General features: G+C 45.6%; 15 protein-coding genes. 10 read left to right on the forward strand and 5 right to left on the reverse strand.

What is annotated here, in order from left to right; translation table 11 throughout:
• The 3 genes from AACM02_RS08850 to AACM02_RS08860 all read left to right on the forward strand — a co-directional run bounded on the left by AACM02_RS08850 (position 1) and on the right by AACM02_RS08860 (position 4540).
• Positions 1-924 (forward strand): sugar phosphate isomerase/epimerase, encoded by a 924-nt coding sequence (locus AACM02_RS08850; RefSeq protein WP_332457699.1) that lies wholly within the window; start codon positions 1-3, stop codon positions 922-924.
• A 190-nt stretch (positions 925-1114) separates the two neighbouring features.
• Positions 1115-3556 (forward strand): cytochrome c biogenesis protein CcsA, encoded by a 2442-nt coding sequence (gene ccsA, locus AACM02_RS08855; RefSeq protein ID WP_339116723.1) that lies wholly within the window; start codon positions 1115-1117, stop codon positions 3554-3556.
• Between the two features lie 3 nt (positions 3557-3559).
• Positions 3560-4540 carry a Gfo/Idh/MocA family protein gene (locus AACM02_RS08860; RefSeq protein ID WP_339116724.1) on the forward strand — a complete coding sequence of 327 codons (981 nt, stop codon included), beginning with the start codon at positions 3560-3562 and terminating at the stop codon, positions 4538-4540.
• A gap of 31 nt (positions 4541-4571) precedes the next feature.
• Here the strand turns inward: AACM02_RS08860 and AACM02_RS08865 are convergent, their stop codons facing one another.
• Positions 4572-5165 carry a TlpA disulfide reductase family protein gene (locus tag AACM02_RS08865; RefSeq protein ID WP_339116725.1) on the reverse strand — a complete coding sequence of 198 codons (594 nt, stop codon included), beginning with the start codon at positions 5163-5165 and terminating at the stop codon, positions 4572-4574.
• Positions 5166-5294: 129 nt separating this feature from the next.
• The gene (locus AACM02_RS08870) at positions 5295-6506 is read right to left on the reverse strand and encodes a uracil-xanthine permease family protein (RefSeq protein ID WP_214062893.1); all 1212 of its coding nucleotides are present in this window, start codon (positions 6504-6506) and stop codon (positions 5295-5297) included.
• A gap of 159 nt (positions 6507-6665) precedes the next feature.
• Here AACM02_RS08870 and AACM02_RS08875 point away from each other — a divergent pair, with 159 nt between their 5' ends.
• From AACM02_RS08875 to AACM02_RS08905, 7 genes are read left to right on the forward strand one after another with little or no spacing between them, the layout of a single operon-like run.
• Positions 6666-7199: a DUF4199 domain-containing protein gene (locus tag AACM02_RS08875; protein ID WP_339116726.1), complete on the forward strand. Its 534-nt coding sequence runs from the start codon at positions 6666-6668 to the stop codon at positions 7197-7199.
• A gap of 19 nt (positions 7200-7218) precedes the next feature.
• Positions 7219-8169 (forward strand): glycosyltransferase family 2 protein, encoded by a 951-nt coding sequence (locus AACM02_RS08880; protein WP_214062891.1) that lies wholly within the window; start codon positions 7219-7221, stop codon positions 8167-8169.
• Between the two features lie 10 nt (positions 8170-8179).
• Positions 8180-8695 carry a nitroreductase family protein gene (locus AACM02_RS08885; RefSeq protein ID WP_339116727.1) on the forward strand — a complete coding sequence of 172 codons (516 nt, stop codon included), beginning with the start codon at positions 8180-8182 and terminating at the stop codon, positions 8693-8695.
• A 26-nt stretch (positions 8696-8721) separates the two neighbouring features.
• Positions 8722-9738, forward strand: coding sequence for an FAD:protein FMN transferase (locus AACM02_RS08890; RefSeq protein ID WP_339116728.1), 1017 nt, complete (start codon positions 8722-8724; stop codon positions 9736-9738).
• Between the two features lies 1 nt (position 9739).
• Positions 9740-10288: a methylated-DNA--[protein]-cysteine S-methyltransferase gene (locus tag AACM02_RS08895; RefSeq protein ID WP_339116729.1), complete on the forward strand. Its 549-nt coding sequence runs from the start codon at positions 9740-9742 to the stop codon at positions 10286-10288.
• A 4-nt stretch (positions 10289-10292) separates the two neighbouring features.
• A complete protein-coding gene (locus AACM02_RS08900; RefSeq protein WP_214062887.1) occupies positions 10293-11321 on the forward strand; it encodes a hypothetical protein in 1029 nt (342 codons plus the stop codon).
• Positions 11322-11334: 13 nt separating this feature from the next.
• Complete coding sequence (locus AACM02_RS08905) at positions 11335-12720, forward strand: family 16 glycoside hydrolase (RefSeq protein WP_339116730.1); 1386 nt, start codon at positions 11335-11337, stop codon at positions 12718-12720.
• 15 nt (positions 12721-12735) lie between these two features.
• Here AACM02_RS08905 and AACM02_RS08910 read toward each other — a convergent pair whose 3' ends face one another.
• Genes AACM02_RS08910 through AACM02_RS08920 form a run of 3 tightly spaced genes read right to left on the reverse strand, consistent with a single transcriptional unit; the run spans position 12736 to position 17305 of the window.
• Positions 12736-13959 (reverse strand): L-serine ammonia-lyase, encoded by a 1224-nt coding sequence (locus tag AACM02_RS08910; RefSeq protein ID WP_214062885.1) that lies wholly within the window; start codon positions 13957-13959, stop codon positions 12736-12738.
• Between the two features lie 19 nt (positions 13960-13978).
• Positions 13979-16537, reverse strand: coding sequence for a glycosyl hydrolase 2 galactose-binding domain-containing protein (locus AACM02_RS08915; RefSeq protein ID WP_339116731.1), 2559 nt, complete (start codon positions 16535-16537; stop codon positions 13979-13981).
• A gap of 18 nt (positions 16538-16555) precedes the next feature.
• Positions 16556-17305, reverse strand: a complete 750-nt coding sequence (locus tag AACM02_RS08920) for a DUF1080 domain-containing protein (protein ID WP_332457708.1) — start codon at positions 17303-17305, stop codon at positions 16556-16558.
• Between the last annotated feature and the right edge of the window lie 74 nt (positions 17306-17379).

Below are 17379 nucleotides of genomic sequence, written 5' to 3' on the forward strand. Positions count from 1 at the left end.
ATGACGATAGACAGAAGAAAATTCATCAAATCATCACTTGCCGGTGCCGCTGTAGCCGGCCTTGGAAAGTCCCTGAGCGCTTTCGCGGGTGAAACCCCGGCCGGTACTCCTCCCGCCTTTCCGATCAAGGCAGAGCTCAGAATATCGTTTCAGGAAGGGACAGCTCCCGGTGCAAACCTGAACGAAAAGTTCGACTTTATGGAAGAACACGGCGTGGTGGGGTTCGAGCCCCACGGCAGGGGGATGAAAGGCAGGATGCAAGAGTTCAAGGATGCGTTAAAAGGGCGTAACATCAAAGTTAGCGCCGTTTGCGCCGGCTTCGAAGGATTCATTCTTTCTACCGATCCCGCTATCCGCAAGAAATGCCGTGACACGATGGAAGAACTGATCATCCTGGGCGGTGAACTTGGCTCAACGGGAGTGATCATCGTTCCGGCGTTCAATTCGCAGGTGCCGGTGATGCCACATACACAAGAAACGCGCGATTTCCTGTGTGAGCAGTTCAACGAAATGGGCAACACGGCTCAAAAGTATGGCACAACGGTTATCCTGGAGCCTCTGAACCGAAAGGAAGCCTTTTACCTCCGCCAGGTGGCGGATGCTGCATCCATATGCCGCGACATCAACAACCCCGGAGTTACCTGTCTGGGAGACTTCTGGCACATGACGTGGGAAGAAACGTGTGACATGGCGGCTTTCGTTTCAGCGGGAAAATACCTGCAACACGTGCATATGGCCAGCCGTAAGCGCCGCAGCATGCCGGGAGAAGACGGAGAAGCCGACAACTACGTGAACGGTTTCCGCGGATTGAAAATGATCGGTTACGATAAGTACGTCAGCTTTGAATGCGGCTGCCAGGGCGACCGAAAGGTAGTTGTCCCGGCTGCGCTCGACTTGTTGAGAAAACAATGGAAAGAGGCCTGAAAAAGAACAAGTAAGTTAATACGAGCTTTGGCTTGATCTCAAAATCCCCGGAACACCGCTGTTTCGGGGATTTTTATCAGATAATATAACGCATCAACCGGTTATTTTTATATTTTTGTGACAGACTGTACCGTATAGAAACGATATTAAGTTGAAATATGGTGGCAATTGTTTCAATATCAATTAAACTATGGAAAAAATAAGACAACTTCTCGCATCCTATAAAACGACAATAGTTCTTTTACTTGTTTATGCCTTTTTAATGGCGCTTGCTACGTTTATCGAAAAAGAGATGACTACCGAAGCGGCCAAAGTGATGATTTATTATTCTCCCGTTTTCTTTTTCCTCCAATTCCTGTTGGTTGTAAATTTCATTTTAACGTTTATTGATCACCGTTTTATAAAAAGACGCCGTTGGGCACTTACGGTTATCCACTTTGCGTTTGTTGTTATTCTCGCCGGGGCTTTAACAACACATGTCTTTGGAAAAGAAGGAACAATGCACATCCGTGAAGGGGAAACAAACAATGTAATGGTTATGCACACGTCGAAAGGGGTGTTTAAGGAAGAACTCCCGTTCACGCTGGAGCTTACCCAATTCAGGTTGATCAGGTATCCCGGTTCCATGAGCCCTTCCTCCTATGAGAGCGATTTACGGATACATATCGATGGTGAAGTGCGTGAGGCACGTGTTTACATGAACAATGTACTCGATTTGAAAGGATATCGTTTTTTTCAGGCCTCTTACGACGAGGACGAGCAAGGCACTGTTTTATCCGTCAACAAGGATGTAGCGGGACGAAACATTACTTACGCCGGATATTTTTTCCTGGTAGCCGGGTTTGTTTTGATGTTCGTTACTCCAAACTCCCGGTTAAATAAGCTTAGCCGCCAGTTAAACGAATTGAGGCGTTCGGCAAAGCTGACGGTCGTTTTTCTGCTTATAGCCTTCAGTGCCGGCGCACAGGACTTTACCAGCCAGGCTGTTTTTCAGGCCGTGCAAAGAAATGCTGTCCCGGTGGAACATGCTGCGGAGTTCGGACAGTTACCGGTTCAATTCGCAGGCAGGATTATACCGATGAATACGTTTTCAGCGGAGCTATTGAGAAAGATACATAAGAACAATAAAATTGGAAGACTAAATTCCGATCAGTTCTTGCTGGGGATACTCACGATGCCACAGATGTGGATGCAGGTGCCGTTCATTGCCAACTCCAACGAAGAGGTGGCAAAAATGTTTCAGTTACCGGAACAGCATTTTGCGTATGCCCAGGTCTTTGACCCGAAGGGAAACTACAAACTTCTTGCCCGGGTAAATGAAGCCTATCATAAACCCGAATCGCAAAGAAATGAGTTTGATAAAGATATTATCAAACTCGATGAAAAGATAAACATTCTTTTCTTGTTGCTGAACCATAAACTGCTGACACTTTTTCCAAAAGCAGATGCTCCTAACGATACCTGGTATGCTCCGGGAGATGATTTGTCGGGAATACCTGAAGAAGACTCCTTGTTTATTTCCCGCTCTTTGCCCCTGTATCTTTCGGAAGTAAACCGGTCGCTTGAAAGCGGAGACTGGCAGCAACCCAACACAATTCTTGATTCAATAGCTGCCTTTCAACAAAAGGCAGATCAAGCCGGTCACATAAACCCCAAGAAAATACGCACGGAGATCCGTTACAACAAACAAAATATTTTCAGTAAAACCCGCACCGGTTATTTTGCCCTGGGCCTCCTGTTGCTTATGACGGCTTTTTTACGGCTTTTCAAAGAAGCAATGTGGACAAATATTCTCTCCAAGGTACTCGTCTGGGGTATTTTTCTGGTTTTTCTGTATCACGTCTACGGCATGGCTATGCGTTGGTATATATCGGGATACGCACCTTGGAGCAACTCGTACGAAACCATGGTATATGTAGCCTGGGCTACCATACTGGCCGGATTGATTTTCGGACGGAAAAGTGATCTCACCCTGGCAACGGCAACCATCTTCGGAGGAATAATTCTTTTTGTTTCCGGTCTGAACTGGATGGAACCCCAGATTACAACGCTTGTACCCGTACTGAAATCTCCGTGGCTTATGTTTCACGTTGCTGTAACGGTGGCTGCTTACGGTTTTTTTGGGATAAGCCTGTTGTTGGGGTTATCTAACCTCCTTATTCTAAGTGTGGCTAAAAAAGAGACGGCAATGCTTCACGTCAGGGAACTGAGTATTATCAACAACATGTCATTGTTGGTGGGGTTGGCCCTGATGACTATCGGTACTTTTTTGGGCGGTATTTGGGCTAACGAATCGTGGGGCCGCTACTGGAGCTGGGATCCTAAAGAGACCTGGGCACTTATTACCGTTGTTGTCTATAGCGTGGTCACCCATATCCATCTGGTCAGGAAATTGAATAACGATTGGTTCTTTAACCTGGCATCGGTAATGGCATTTGCTTCGGTGCTGATGACATTTTGGGGAGTAAATTACCTCTTGAGCGGTTTACATTCCTACGGAGAAAACGAAGGGGTTTCGGAGGTCTTTGTATACCTGTATGCGATATTGTTCGGAGTTATTGTTCTGGCGCTTGTTTCTTACAGAGGATATAAGAAATTCAAGAGCCAAGGGTCAACCTCTAATTTCTATTAAAATATGATTAACTGGGGTTTTATCGGTTGCGGAAATGTAACGGAAAAGAAAAGCGGCCCGGCTTTCCGCAAAGTCGATGGGTCGGATGTAGTTGCGGTGATGCGCCGTGATGCAGAATCAGCCAAGGATTACGCGTTGCGGCACCATATAGCCAAGTGGTATTCCGATGCGGATGCGTTGATTAATGACTCCGCTGTGAATGCGGTATACGTTGCTACGCCACCCGGATCACATGCCGAATATGCTGTTGCGGCCATGAAAGCCGGAAAACCGGTGTATGTGGAGAAACCCATGGCTGCTTCGTTCGAAGAGTGTGTGATCATGGCGGAAGCTGCAAAAGAGACGGGAGTCCCCTGTTTTGTGGCGTATTACCGCAGGACGTTGCCCTATTTTCTGCGTATAAGGCAGTTGCTGGAAAGTGGAGAGATAGGAGAGGTCCGCGAAGTGAAAATCCGGTTCATTATACCGCCGTATCCATCCGATTTAAGCCGGGAAACACTTCCCTGGCGGGTGAAGAAAGAGGTTGCGGGAGCCGGGTATTTCTACGATCTGGCTTCGCATCAACTGGATTACCTGGATTTTGTTTTCGGTGAAATAACCGAAGTAGGCGGAACGGCTAAAAACGTAGCCGGATTGTACGATGTGGAAGATACGGTGGACGGAGAGTGGTTGCATAAGACGGGTGTGAGAGGCAGCGGACACTGGGAATTTGCAGCTCCCGTGAGTGAACGTACGGATGAGGTGGAAATTATTGGATCGAAGGGATCTATCCGGTTTTCTACGTTTCATTTCACACCTATCGTCCTCAACCGTGCCTCCGGCGAAAAAATCTATACCGAAGAAAATCCCGAAAACATTCAGTTTTACCTGATTCAGAGCATTGTGAATTACCTGAATGGCAACGGACCCTATCCCGTAGGTGATTTTCGTTCTGCCATGCGAACCAATTGGGTAATGGACAAGATGCTGGGAAGAATACCTTGACAGGTATGCCCTCACCGGATAGCGGTACGTTTTATTCTTGAAGTAACTGGTCAATTGTGCCGGTAACCTTCCTGCTGCTCCAATCGGCGGCGCCTACTTTCCGGATGGCAATACCGCCGTTTTTTCCAATCAAAAAAGTGATGGGAATGGTGTTGGAACCCAGTTGAGGGGGTGGGGCAGATTGAATGTAATACACCGGCAAATTGTACCCTTTGTCGGTCATGAATTTATCCACCGTATTCTTCGGATCTGTGGTTGCAAACACAAACACCACATCGGGATTATTTTTGTACTTGTTGTAAAGTTCCTGTAAGGCAGGCATCTCTGCAATGCAAGGTGGGCACCATGTTGCCCAGGTATTCAGGAAAATCACTTTCCCCTGCGCCTGACTTAAATCGAAAGATTGACTGTTGTTATCGGTCAGCAGCCAGTGGTAATCGGTTAATTTTTCGCGTTTCTCCACTTTTTGCACCGATGGAGTAAAAGAAGCCATCAGTTTGCTTGTCCAATACTTCAATTTGCTACCAACCGGTGTAAACAAAATCAAGGCAATTAACCCGATAAAAATTATATTAAAAATCCACGATCCCTTTTTGTTGGTTTTCTGCGTTGTCTTTTTTTCCATTTTTACGTTCTTTCCCTTTGAACGTATTTTTCAATAAAAAGTTCTACGGAGCGGAAGAATGAACTTCCGCTCCGCATCTGCAAGACACACCGGCTCCTGTTACTGTCCGGACAATGATTATTGAGTCTTTTACTTGGCTTCGCTTCCCTTCTCTTCCTTGTGGCCGGGTAAAATCAAGTTCAGGACTACACCGACCATAGCCGCTAACCCGATGCCGGCAAAGGTAAAATCACCTATCTTAAAAATAGCCCCACCGATTCCCGTAGTCAGGATAAGCGAGACAATAATCAGGTTGCGTGTAACGCTCATATCGGTTTTGTTGGCGATCATGTTGTTGACGCCGGTAGCTGCAATCATGCCGAAAAGCAACAACATAATTCCACCTAGCACCGCGTTGGGTATGGTTTTAAGGAAGAAGCTTATTTTCCCAATTAACGAAAAAACAATGCCCGTCACCGCCGCAATGCGAATCACTACCGGATCGGTCACTTTGGTCAGCACCATTGCGCCGGTAACTTCCGAATAAGTGGTAACCGGAGGTCCGCCGATAAGCCCGGCTATGCTGCATGCAATGCCGTCGCCCAACATCGTTCGGTGAAGTCCCGGCTTTTTTACGAAATCTTTTCCAGCTACCTGGCTCACAGCATAAACGTCGCCAACATGTTCAATAACCGGAGCGATGGCTACCGGAGCCATAAACAGGATGGCTTGCCACGAAAATTTTGGGGTGACAAATTGCGGCAGACTGAACCAGGGAGCTTCAATGACGGGTGTAAAATCGATCTTCCCCATAAAAACAGCAGCAATGTATCCCACAATGATTCCGCTGAAAATAGGAATCAGTTTCAGCAACCCTTTGGCAAACATGCTCACGATAATGGCAGTTACAAGCGCAATAATAGCCAGCAGCCAGTTTTCAGCAGCCATATTCACACCCGTTCCGGAAAGCGACAAGCCGATAAGCATGATGACCGGGCCAATAACTACGGGCGGGAACAACCGCTGGATAACTTTCATCCCCTGCCACTTGACGAGTGCACTCATCAGAAAATAAACAGCGCCTACGGCCACTAACCCCGATAAGGTCCCGGCCAATCCGTAAAGCTCGGTGGCTTTAACAATCGGCGCGATAAAAGCGAAACTGCTGCCTAAAAAGATAGGGACAATGCCTTTCGTTACCAGATGAAAGACCAGTGTCCCGATTCCGGCAGTGAATAATGCTGTGGAAGGATCCAGGCCGACTAAAAGAGGTACTAAAACTGTGGCACCGAAAGCCACAAAAAGAAACTGAACCCCAACTACAGTTTTGGACAGGGGGGTGAGCGGTTTTACATTTTCCATGCTAAAAAATATGTTTACTTTTTTTGATTCGCGCAAAGTTAACGTATTTATCGAAATTTTTAGTTAATCATTCGCGATTTATGAAAAAAACAATCTTCCGGCTTCTGGTTTCCGACTTCTGACTTTTTTTAGTTACTTTTGTACGTTAAATAGTTTTTTATGCAGGAAGATAAGAGTCAGTTGATGAACTATGCCATGTATGGCGGCGTTTTTTTGGGTTTGTTTTGGATGTTGAAATATCTTTTTGTGATGGGTGCGGGCCGGATTCCGGCTTTAAGTATCCTCGGATCATTCTTGGCTATAGGCACTCCGCTTATTCTTTTTTATTTTCTGGTAAAGTATAAAACCGCTATAGTAAACAACAATATGGGATATGGTCACGGAGTCCAGTTTGGTATCATGCTGTTTTTTTTTGCATCACTTCTGGAAGCTGTGATTGTCTTCATACATATCACTTGGGTTGACCAGGCTTTTGTAGGGAAGCTGTATGAAAATATGATCGAGACCGTAAGGATGATGAATTTGAGTGAGAGCATGGTAAATTCCCTTGAAGACCAGCCGCTACCGACAACCGTGAACTATATCTTCAGTAACGTGATCCTGGCCGATGTTTTTATCGGAACGATTTTGTCGTTATTTGTTGTGCCGTTTGCCCGCAGGTACACACCTGCAAATCGTAAATCGTCAATCTAAAATCGTCAAATAAAAAATTATGGATATTTCTGTTGTAATTCCACTCTACAACGAAGAGGAATCCCTTCCAGAACTGCACGCATGGATTAAGCGGGTGATGGAACAAAACGGATTTTCGTACGAAATTATCTTTGTAGACGATGGGAGTACCGATCATTCGTGGGAAGTGATTACCGGATTTCGTGAACAGTCGGACCGGGTGAAGGCGATTAAGTTCCAGCGCAATTACGGAAAATCACCCGCTTTGCACTGTGCCTTCCGGAAAGTTAAAGGAGACGTGGTGATTACCATGGATGCCGACCTGCAGGACAGCCCCGATGAAATTCCCGAACTTTACCGGATGATAAGGGAAGAGGGTTACGACCTGGTTTCGGGATGGAAACGCAAACGTTACGATGCCACACTGACCAAAAATCTGCCGTCGAAGCTTTTTAATGCCACGGCCAGAAAAGTATCGGGTATCCGCCTTCACGATTTCAATTGCGGTCTAAAAGCCTACAAACGCTCATTGGCCCAAAGCATTGAAGTGTATAACGACATGCACCGCTATATTCCCATTCTGGCAAAAGATGCAGGATTTAAACAGATCGGCGAGAAAGAGGTCCGTCATCAGGCGCGCAAATACGGAAAAAGCAAGTTCGGCGCAGACCGTTTTGTGAACGGTTACCTCGATTTGTTGACCATCTGGTTTTTGAATAAATTCGGCAAGAAACCGATGCATTTCTTTGGGCTCTTGGGCAGTATAATGTTTATTCTGGGGTTTATTGCCAGCATCCTGGTAGGCGCCACTAAACTGTACGATATGCATGTAGGAAATCCGTACCGGCTGGTAACCGAATCGCCCTACTTTTACATATCACTGACGATGATGATTCTGGGAACACTGCTTTTTCTTACCGGTTTTCTAGGAGAATTGATTTCACGCAATTCTCCCGACCGGAATAATTACAGGATTGAAGAAGAATTTTAAGGGATAACAGATGAAACTTGACGAGATAATCCAGTTACGCAGATCAGTACGAAAATTCAAGGATCAATCTGTTGATAAAGAATTTATTGATGAAATAATCGAAAGTGCCCGTTTAGCTCCTTCAGCCGTTAACTTCCAACCGTGGAAATTCTACATATGCCGGTCGGAAGAAGCCAAAAAAATAATGCGGCAAAGTTATCCGCGAGAGTGGTTCAATAGTGCCCCGCTATACATCCTTGCCTGCGGAGACCATCAACAATCGTGGAAACGTCCGTGTGACGGCAAGGACCACCTCGATATCGATATAGCAATTGCCGTGGAACACATGGTGTTAAAAATCACTGAACTTGGACTTGGAACTTGTTGGGTTTGCAACTTCAATTCGCAAACCGTAAAGGAGGGATTACAACTCAGTGAAAATGTGGAACCCATCGTTCTATTACCCGTTGGTTATCCGGAAAACGTTGATCCGGATCCCAGAAACAAGAAACGGAAATCGCCGGAAGAAATAACGAAGTGGATCTAATGATATTTCAATTAATTAAAACACAGATGAAGACAAAAATATCTTTTCTAACGGTATCCGTACTTATTTTTACAATTATTGTATCTTCGTGTAATCCTAAAAAACAAAACTACTCCTATTTTCAAAACAGCGGTGAAATTTTCCATACCTCTTACCACATCAAATACGCTTACAAGAGATCATTGGAGGATGAGATTCTGGCTGAACTGGACAGGTTTGAGCAATCTTTGAATCCTTTCCGGGAAAATACGGTCATCACCAAAATAAACAGCAATATACCCGTGAAGCCCGATTCACTTTTTATGGAAGTATTCAACAAAGCTACGGAAGTTTCACGGATGACGGACGGAAAATTTGATATTACGGCCTCGCCGCTTATTGATGCCTGGGGATTCGGTTTCAGGAATATGGACAGCATCACGCCCGAAATTATCGACAGCCTGAAAGAATTTGTGGGATACGATAAGATCCGGATCGACAGTGAAGGAAATGTCGTAAAATCCGATCCGCGGCTACAGTTAAACACTTCCGCCATATCCAAAGGTTATGCCTGTGATTTGGTTGCCCGTTTGTTCGATAGCTATGGGATTGAAAATTACATGATAGAGATTGGCGGTGAGATCGTGACCAAAGGCGTGAACGATAAAGGTGTATGCTGGCGCATCGGAGTAGATAAGCCTATTGATGACAGTACGGGTATGCAGCATGAATTGCAAACCATCTTATCGCTATGCGATAAGTCGCTGGCGACATCGGGGAATTACCGGAATTTCTACGTGAAAGACGGAAAAAAGTATGCCCATACCATCGACCCTCAAACCGGGTATCCTTCGGAACAGGATATTTTAGGCGCAACCGTTATTGCTGAAGATTGTATGACTGCCGATGCCTATGCTACGGCATTTATGGCTTCGGGATTGGAAAAGTCGAGGGAGATTGCCCGGAAAATACCGGGACTGCATTATTATTTTATTTACGTGAAACCCGACAGTACGCTGGACATAGCTTATTCCGAAGGGTTTGAACAGTTTTTTGCCAACTGATATGAACAACATTGTTTCCATTGTTCCTCTGAACAAAAAAGAGGTGAAAGATACGGTTGTCAGCTATTTCTTTTATGAAACCGACTACGGACTGGCAGTTATTGCTTCCACTTCAAAAGGTATTTGTTATGTGGGTTTCGGAGAAAAGGAACCGATGCTGAATGATTTGAAAAAGAGATACTCCGGCACGGCTCTTCAAGAACAAAAAGCCGGTTTACATAAACTCGCGTTGAGCTTTATTAAAAACGAAAGAGTTTCGGAGCTTCCGTTACATATTGCAGGAACCGATTTTCAGTTAAGTGTCTGGAAAGCGTTGCTGCAAATCCCCGTTGGAAAATTATCTTCCTATAAAGCCATCGCGAAGGCTGTAAACAATCCGAAAGCGGTACGCGCAGTCGGATCCGCTATCGGGGATAATCCCGTTTCCTACATTATTCCCTGTCACCGTGTTATCCGCTCCGACGGCGGATTGGGTGGCTACTTCTGGGGACTGGAGATCAAAAAGAAAATGATTGAAAGGGAAGCACAAATAGCGGAAATCGAAAATTAAGTAAATGTTAAACGTCAAACAATCCATGTCGTTGAAAAAACTATTCGTTGCTATTTTTATGATGTTTTCCCTGTTGACACCGGCACAGGAAACAGATTCCGTTCGTTATCCCACTTTTAAGGTTGATGGAACGATGAAAAATAAATTTGAGTATGCCTCTGAAACCGGAAGTTCCAGGTTCTCCGTCAGAAATTCCAGGATGGGCGTACGCGGTTACCTGACCCCTTTCTTTTCCTACCGTGGACAGATAGAGCTCAGCGATAACGGTAACTTTAAAGTGCTGGATTTGTACGGTTCTTTTGAACCCGTCAGGGGACTGTCTCTTTCTCTGGGGCAGACTAGTATTCCAATTTTTAATTCTTACGTTGTTTCGCCAGCCAACCTGATGTTTGCCAACCGTGCTTTTATAGGAAAATATTTTATAAGCACACGCGATATCGGTTTTCTGGCCGATTATAATTTTAAGATTGATGCGGTTCCGGCTTCCATTGAGTTTGGTGCATATAATGGGAACACGATCAACGATCCGGTCTGGCGTGAAAAATTGTCGTACGGCGGGCGTCTCGAACTCGGTAGTATGAAAGGGCTGCGGTCGACGTTCAAGTTTTACGATTACCTGAATACACCCACAGTACATTACTTTTTTTACGGAGCAGATTTGCGTTATGAGGGCGCTAACTGGAAAGTAGAAACGGAATTTATGAAACGTGATAACAAAGAGGTTGACGAAGATCAGATGTTTTCCTATTACCTGCAGGGCGCTTATGCAGTTCCTCTTAAGGAAACCTATTTTTTCAAGAATATTGTGCCTGCCGTTCGATGGGATGCCATTGACAAGCATATGAACGAAAAGGGTTTTGATGTGGATAGGTTGACAGTCGGGCTTGGTTTTGGGCTTACTAAAAAATATTTTTCATCGATATTGCGGTTCGATTACGAATGGTATTTTATAAATCAAGAGCTTGATATTTTGAATCTCTACGAAGAAATGGATTCGGACAAGTTTACAGTTGAATTATTATTGACCTTCTGAAAAATTTAAAACTATGGCAAAAAAAATTCTATCGTTCTTGTGTGTTGTTTCTCTCATATTGCCGGGCTGTACCGAGCAGAACAAGAAAAAAATCCTTTTTGACGGAAAAGATGTGACGAACTGGCTGACTGAAGGGCCAGTGACGGTTTCGGATTCCGTAGTCCGAATGGATGGTGTCGGTAAAATGACCTTGGAAAACGGAATGTTCACCGATTTTGAACTGCTTCTTACGGCAAAAACGATGGATAACGGGAAGGGAGAGGTCCGTTTTCATACCGATGAAAACGGTAACGGCGGTTACGCTGTTGCGCTCAATAACGATCTGGATCATCAACAATGGTGGACAAAAACGGGAAGTTTATTGTCAGTCAGGAACCTGACAAAATCTATTGTGAAAAACAACGAATGGTTTAACCTTCGTATCCGGGTAGAAGGTAAAAAGATAGAGGTGGCTGTTAACGATGAATTACTAGTAGACTATATTGAACCTGCACAACCGTACCGTACACCGGAAAACAGGTCGCAAATCCTTTCAGGAGGAACTTTTTGCCTGCAAAGTACTGAAGGTATCGTTGAAGTGAAATTCATTGAAGTTACGCCGTTAAAAATCGAAAAAACGGTGATTGACAGCCAGCTTGTCCAAGCTATCGACGAATCATCGGACGAGATCATAAAACTGCATCAGGCGAATTTTCCGGTACTCGATTATCACGTGCACCTGAAAGAAGACCTGACGTTGGAGCTGGCTAGGTCCCAATCACGCAAGTATGGCATCAATTATGCATTGGCACCCAACTGCGGTATAGGATTTCCCATTCAAAATGATGCGCAGGTACTGGAGTATTTCAATGGAATGAAAGGCCAGCCGTTTGTTCAGGCCATGCAGGGAGAAGGGCGTGAATGGCCGGCCACTTTTTCTAAAGAAGTGCGTGACCTGTTCGATTATGTTTTTACGGATGCCATGACGTTTACAGATCGAAAAGGCAACAGAACCCGCTTGTGGATGCCGGATGAAGTATTCATAGACGATGAACAAAAATACATGGATCTGATTGTTGAGAACATTGTGAAGGTTATGGACGAACCGATGGATGTGTATGTAAACCCCAATTTTCTTCCCGATGCGATGAACGACCGTTACGACCTTTTTTGGACGGATGAACGTCAAAACAAAGTGATTGAGGCTATGGTGAGAACTCATAAAGTATTGGAGATCAACCATCGGTATAAGATACCGAACAAGTCTTTTATTCAGAAAGCCAAAGCTGCCGGGCTGAAATTCACATTCGGTACCAACAACTCCAATTCCGATTTCGGTAAAATGGAATATTGCATACAGATGATGAAGGAATGTGGCATTACTGCACAGGATATGTATAAACCCGCTATGACAGAGTAAAAAAGCTGTGGGTAATTAGTTTTTCATCCTTTTGTAATCCCTTGCGAGCCCGCCCTCTCCGGTTTCTTTGTAGAGCGAGGGTAAATCATGGCCGGTTTGTTTCATTACTTCAACCACTCGGTCGAACGATACCAGATGGATACCGTCGGTAAACGATGAGTAGAGGTTGGCATCCAATGCGCGCGCAGCGGCATAAGCATTTCGCTCGATGCAAGGTACTTGTACCAGTCCGCAAACCGGATCGCATGTCATTCCCAGGTGATGCTCCAATCCCATTTCGGCCGCATATTCAATCTGAGCCGGACTACCCCCGAACAACTGGCTGGCTGCTGCTGCCGCCATGGAGCAGGCTACACCCACTTCGCCCTGACAACCCACTTCAGCCCCCGATATCGATGCGTTTTGCTTGACCACGTTGCCGAACAAACCGGCTGTAGCCAACGCCCGCAAGATGCGGGTTTCGCTGAAATCGCGGCTTTCTTCCAGGTAGTACAGGATAGCTGGAAGTACTCCGCACGAACCACACGTAGGCGCAGTGACAATCTTTCCCCCGGAGGCGTTTTCCTCCGAGACCGCCAGCGCATAAGCAAACACCAGCCCGCGCGACTGAAGCGATGCCTTGTAGCCTTTGGCTTTGATGAAATAGGATGCGGCTTTGCGTTGCAGGTTCAACGGACCCGGCAACACCCCCTCGTTATCCAAACCACTTTTTACGGCTGCTTTCATCACCTGCCACACGTCCCGCAAATGCTCCCAAATATCATTATCCTCATGTATTTCAACGTATTCCCAGTACGTTCTGCCGTTTTGCTCACACCATGCCTGTATATCGGCAATGGTTGTCATCGGATAGATATCTTTTTGTGCGGCTTCCGATAGCCCCACAACAGTGGTACCGTCGCTTAATGCTCCGCCACCTACGCTGTAGACCGTCCAAGAATCGAGTTTATTGCCTGTTGCGTCGAGAGCGTCGTACCTCATCGCATTGGGATGAAACGGCAGGAATGTCCTGGGTAGCCACTCGATGGTGGTTGGGGCATGCGGTTCCAACACGTTCAGGATGGCAGTGTCGGTTAAATGCCCTTTTCCGGTAGCTGCCAGGCTTCCGTACAGCGTTACCACGTATTTCGCAGCTCCGGGAGCCCTTTCCAGGAATAGCTCTGCAGCCTTTTTAGGTCCCATGGTGTGGCTGCTGGACGGGCCGTTCCCAATTCTATACAGTTCTTTTAATGATTTCATGTTTACTTTTAAACTTTCTTCAGTACGTCTCCCTAATATGCCTTACGGTAACCGGTGTTTTTGCTGATGCTTTCAGTTCGGGAGAGGTTATTTCTATTACCTTTTTTTCTCCCGGAAGCAGATCAATGAAGTTATCGGTAAACTTCGCGCCCATTACAGGGATCTCGATAAAAACGTCCTTCGCCAACTTTTTGCTTGTGAGCGTAACGGTATATTTGCCGTCGGCATATTTTACCGAAGTTTGTACGGTGGTTTGCGGCAGGTTTAGTTTGTTGGGCCAGTAGAAGAAATGATCTTTGACGGAAAGTTTTTTTCCCTTGCTGTCGGTTAACCACGCTCGGATCATCCTGTTTGACTTATCGGCTTCAGATAGTAATTCTTCTACGTTGAAAGTTTTTACCACGTTGCTGGAGTTGGCTTTTGCGTTCACTTTTTCCTTGAACTGTTTCACTACGCCTTTGTTGAAATCCACTACCTGCACGGTTAACTGCAAGCCATTCCTATCGATGAGGAAGTCCGACAGGGTGTAATAATTCAGTTGATTATCCTTGAATTCTACACCCAATGCCAACGGAGCCAGCACGTCTCGCATGCGGTAGTGTTGTGCTTTCCAGTTGCCGTAATAATCGATGCTCGACCAGGAAACCACCGGCCAGTCATCGTTTATCTGCCAATAGAGTGCACCCATGCAATAGGGACGGCCACGGCGCATAGCTTCAACGGATTCTTCCATACCGTTGCCTTGCATTACCAGTCCGATATAAACGAAATCTTCAAAATTCCGGGGTTCGTGGTAATACATGTCCATGTATTTTTTGATGAGTGAGTTTCCGGTGGATGCTTTTTGATGAACTTTCATTACTTCACTTTCCAGGCTCCATTCATTTTCAGGTGAGAAAGAGCGGATGGTTTTCATTTCGGGGAACGACTGGAAGCCGAATTCACTGGCAAAGCGCGGAAGTCGGCCGGCCATTCCTTCGAACGGCAGGTGTCCGTACCAGAGCCCCCAGTCGTGCACATCGCTCGATGCGAACGTTTCGGGATTTCCCCAGTTGGAATCGTATGGCGAACCGTGGATATAGCTGCGTGTTCCGTCGAACTCATTTACCAGGCCAGGAATGAGTTCACGGAACGTCTTGTCGTAACCTTCGAGCCAGACGTTGTAAATATCCGCCGGGTATTGTTTGTCCCAACCCCAGTGTTGAAGCCCTTCTTCCACCTCATTGTTCCCGCACCAGAACGCCAGGGAAGCACGGTTGCGCAGGCGTTTGAGGTTATATATAACTTCGTCTTTCACGTTGGCCAGAAAACGATCGTCGGACGGGTAGGGCACACAGCCGAAAATGAAATCCTGCCAAACCAGGATGCCTCTTTTATCGGCCTGGCGATAAAATTCTTCGTTCTCGTAGATTCCGCCGCCCCACACACGGACAAAGTTCATATTTGCCGCTTCAATGTTATCAAAAAGTTTGGTGTAATAATCTTCGTTTTGTTGAGTAGTGAAAATCTCGCCCGGGATATAATTAGCGCCCTTGGCAAAGAGAGGAATGCCGTTTACTTCGAAATAAAATGATTTTCCGTACTTGTCCGGCTCCTGAACCAGTCTGACAGAACGTAAGCCTATTTTTTCTGTTTTTTCAGTAATTACCCGGTTTTCCGCAGCAACGTTTGCTGTGAAATCATACAGGTGTTGATCCCCCCAGCCGGTTGGCATCCATCTTTTGGGATATGCAATTTCCAACTCCAAGAAAACGGTATTGTTGCCTCGGTGTAGCGTTACTTGTTTTGATACCGATCTTTTGGCTTCACCCGCTGCGGCATATTCAACCGTAACAATTGCAGAAACAGGTTTTTCGGCGATGGAAAACACTTCGACTATATTTTCGATTTTAGCCGATTGTGCTGTAACAGATGTCTGTTTTACGAAAAAATCATCGATCCGTACCTTGTCATAAAATACCAAGGATACCGGTTTCCAGATCCCCATCTGTGCTATGCGGATTCCCCAGTCCCAACCAAACTGGTAAGGTGCTTTCCGGTTGTATATGCTCAGTTTTTCATCGCGGTGATCGTTTCCGGCCGGATAATCGTACCCTGCGGTCAGCCGTGCAGGCATCAGCGATTGTACGGGTGAATAAAACCGGATGTATAAACTGTTTTCACCCTCTTTAAGTATGTTTTTTACCGATATTTTGTAGCCAACAAACATATTTTCGGAACGTAGAATCCGAGCGCCGTTCAGGAAAACATCGGCTTGCGTGTCTAATCCCTCGAAGAAGATAACCGCATCGTCATGCCTGAGTTGTTCGGCAGAAACGGTGAACGTTTTTTTGAAATCCCAGTTTTCGTCTTCTACCCATTGAACCAGCCTTTCGTTGGTCCCGTAAAACGGATCGGGCAACACTTTATGACGGATGAGGTCGTGCTGTACCGAACCCGGGACCTGAGCTTCGTACCAGGTGTCCTTACCGGTTTGCGAGAATGTCCACCCTTCGTTCAACCATAACGTTTCTCCGTTTTTCTGTGCGTACCCAAACACCGGCAAAAATATCAACAGCCAAAGGGATAGTTTTTTCATTTCTTCTGTCAATCTTTTTTACAGGGTTTTTAGTCGGATGTTTCTGAACTCCACCTTCATGGGAGGACCCACATGAACCTGAACGCCAATTAATCCTTGTTTCTTTCCGTTAAGCAAATCATTATCCGTCACCTCGCTCATCAAAACACCGTTCAGAATGTGCTTCATTTTATTGCCGTTTACAATTAGGTGACAGGAGTTCCAATCGTTATTTTTGATGTGGCTTTTTAATTCGGCAACATCGGCTAATTCAACTATTTCTGCTTTTGTCCAGGCATTGTTCTTGACCAGGTCCGAAACCGGAAGGCTGGATAACGAGTCAGGTAAAGGATTTAACACCACCGTTTGTCCTTGATAGGCGAGTGTTGTTCTCCGTCGCTCTTCGTAGTTCTGCCCTGTATAGTTGTTTTTGCCGTCGATATCAAACTGGTATCCCCTGAGTGCATGGGGAAGATCTGCAATTTCCTCACTCCTGTAGTTGATACCGCTGTTCCCGTCTTCGCTTATCCGGTATTCCAGTTTCAATTCAAAGTTTTCGGGAGCTCCGTCTTGCCAGACAATGAAAGAGTTTCTCGATAAAACGGTTTCGGGAGTTATCTCACCGGTAAGAATACCGTTCTCTATACGCCAGTAAGTGGAGTCGCCTTTCCATCCGTCCAACGATTTCCCATCGAAAATAGGTACAAATCCATCGTCGGTTTTTTTGTTCTGACATCCTGCGACAATTCCGAAAATTAACAGGACTGCGGGAATGAATAAGTTTTTCATTTGCTTGTTTTTAGAAATACAAAAGTAATAAATAAACCGCTAATTGGAAAAGATTGCAGTATGGAAACCTGATA

Source organism: Petrimonas sp. (assembly GCF_963921705.1).
Taxonomy (GTDB): domain Bacteria; phylum Bacteroidota; class Bacteroidia; order Bacteroidales; family Dysgonomonadaceae; genus Petrimonas; species Petrimonas sulfuriphila.

Bases quoted from the DNA above. Each gene is read 5' to 3' on its own strand.
- AACM02_RS08880 (WP_214062891.1), top strand. From the start codon at position 7,219: ATGGATATTTCTGTTGTAATTCCACTCTACAACGAAGAGGAATCCCTT.
- AACM02_RS08910 (WP_214062885.1), bottom strand. From the start codon at position 13,959: ATGAAATCATTAAAAGAACTGTATAGAATTGGGAACGGCCCGTCCAGC.
- AACM02_RS08895 (WP_339116729.1), top strand. From the start codon at position 9,740: ATGAACAACATTGTTTCCATTGTTCCTCTGAACAAAAAAGAGGTGAAA.
- AACM02_RS08915 (WP_339116731.1), bottom strand. From the start codon at position 16,537: ATGAAAAAACTATCCCTTTGGCTGTTGATATTTTTGCCGGTGTTTGGG.
- ccsA (WP_339116723.1), top strand. From the start codon at position 1,115: ATGGAAAAAATAAGACAACTTCTCGCATCCTATAAAACGACAATAGTT.
- AACM02_RS08885 (WP_339116727.1), top strand. From the start codon at position 8,180: ATGAAACTTGACGAGATAATCCAGTTACGCAGATCAGTACGAAAATTC.
- AACM02_RS08865 (WP_339116725.1), bottom strand. From the start codon at position 5,165: ATGGAAAAAAAGACAACGCAGAAAACCAACAAAAAGGGATCGTGGATT.
- AACM02_RS08905 (WP_339116730.1), top strand. From the start codon at position 11,335: ATGGCAAAAAAAATTCTATCGTTCTTGTGTGTTGTTTCTCTCATATTG.
- AACM02_RS08875 (WP_339116726.1), top strand. From the start codon at position 6,666: ATGCAGGAAGATAAGAGTCAGTTGATGAACTATGCCATGTATGGCGGC.
- AACM02_RS08900 (WP_214062887.1), top strand. From the start codon at position 10,293: ATGTTAAACGTCAAACAATCCATGTCGTTGAAAAAACTATTCGTTGCT.
- AACM02_RS08890 (WP_339116728.1), top strand. From the start codon at position 8,722: ATGAAGACAAAAATATCTTTTCTAACGGTATCCGTACTTATTTTTACA.
- AACM02_RS08860 (WP_339116724.1), top strand. From the start codon at position 3,560: ATGATTAACTGGGGTTTTATCGGTTGCGGAAATGTAACGGAAAAGAAA.
- AACM02_RS08870 (WP_214062893.1), bottom strand. From the start codon at position 6,506: ATGGAAAATGTAAAACCGCTCACCCCCCTGTCCAAAACTGTAGTTGGG.
- AACM02_RS08920 (WP_332457708.1), bottom strand. From the start codon at position 17,305: ATGAAAAACTTATTCATTCCCGCAGTCCTGTTAATTTTCGGAATTGTC.
- AACM02_RS08850 (WP_332457699.1), top strand. From the start codon at position 1: ATGACGATAGACAGAAGAAAATTCATCAAATCATCACTTGCCGGTGCC.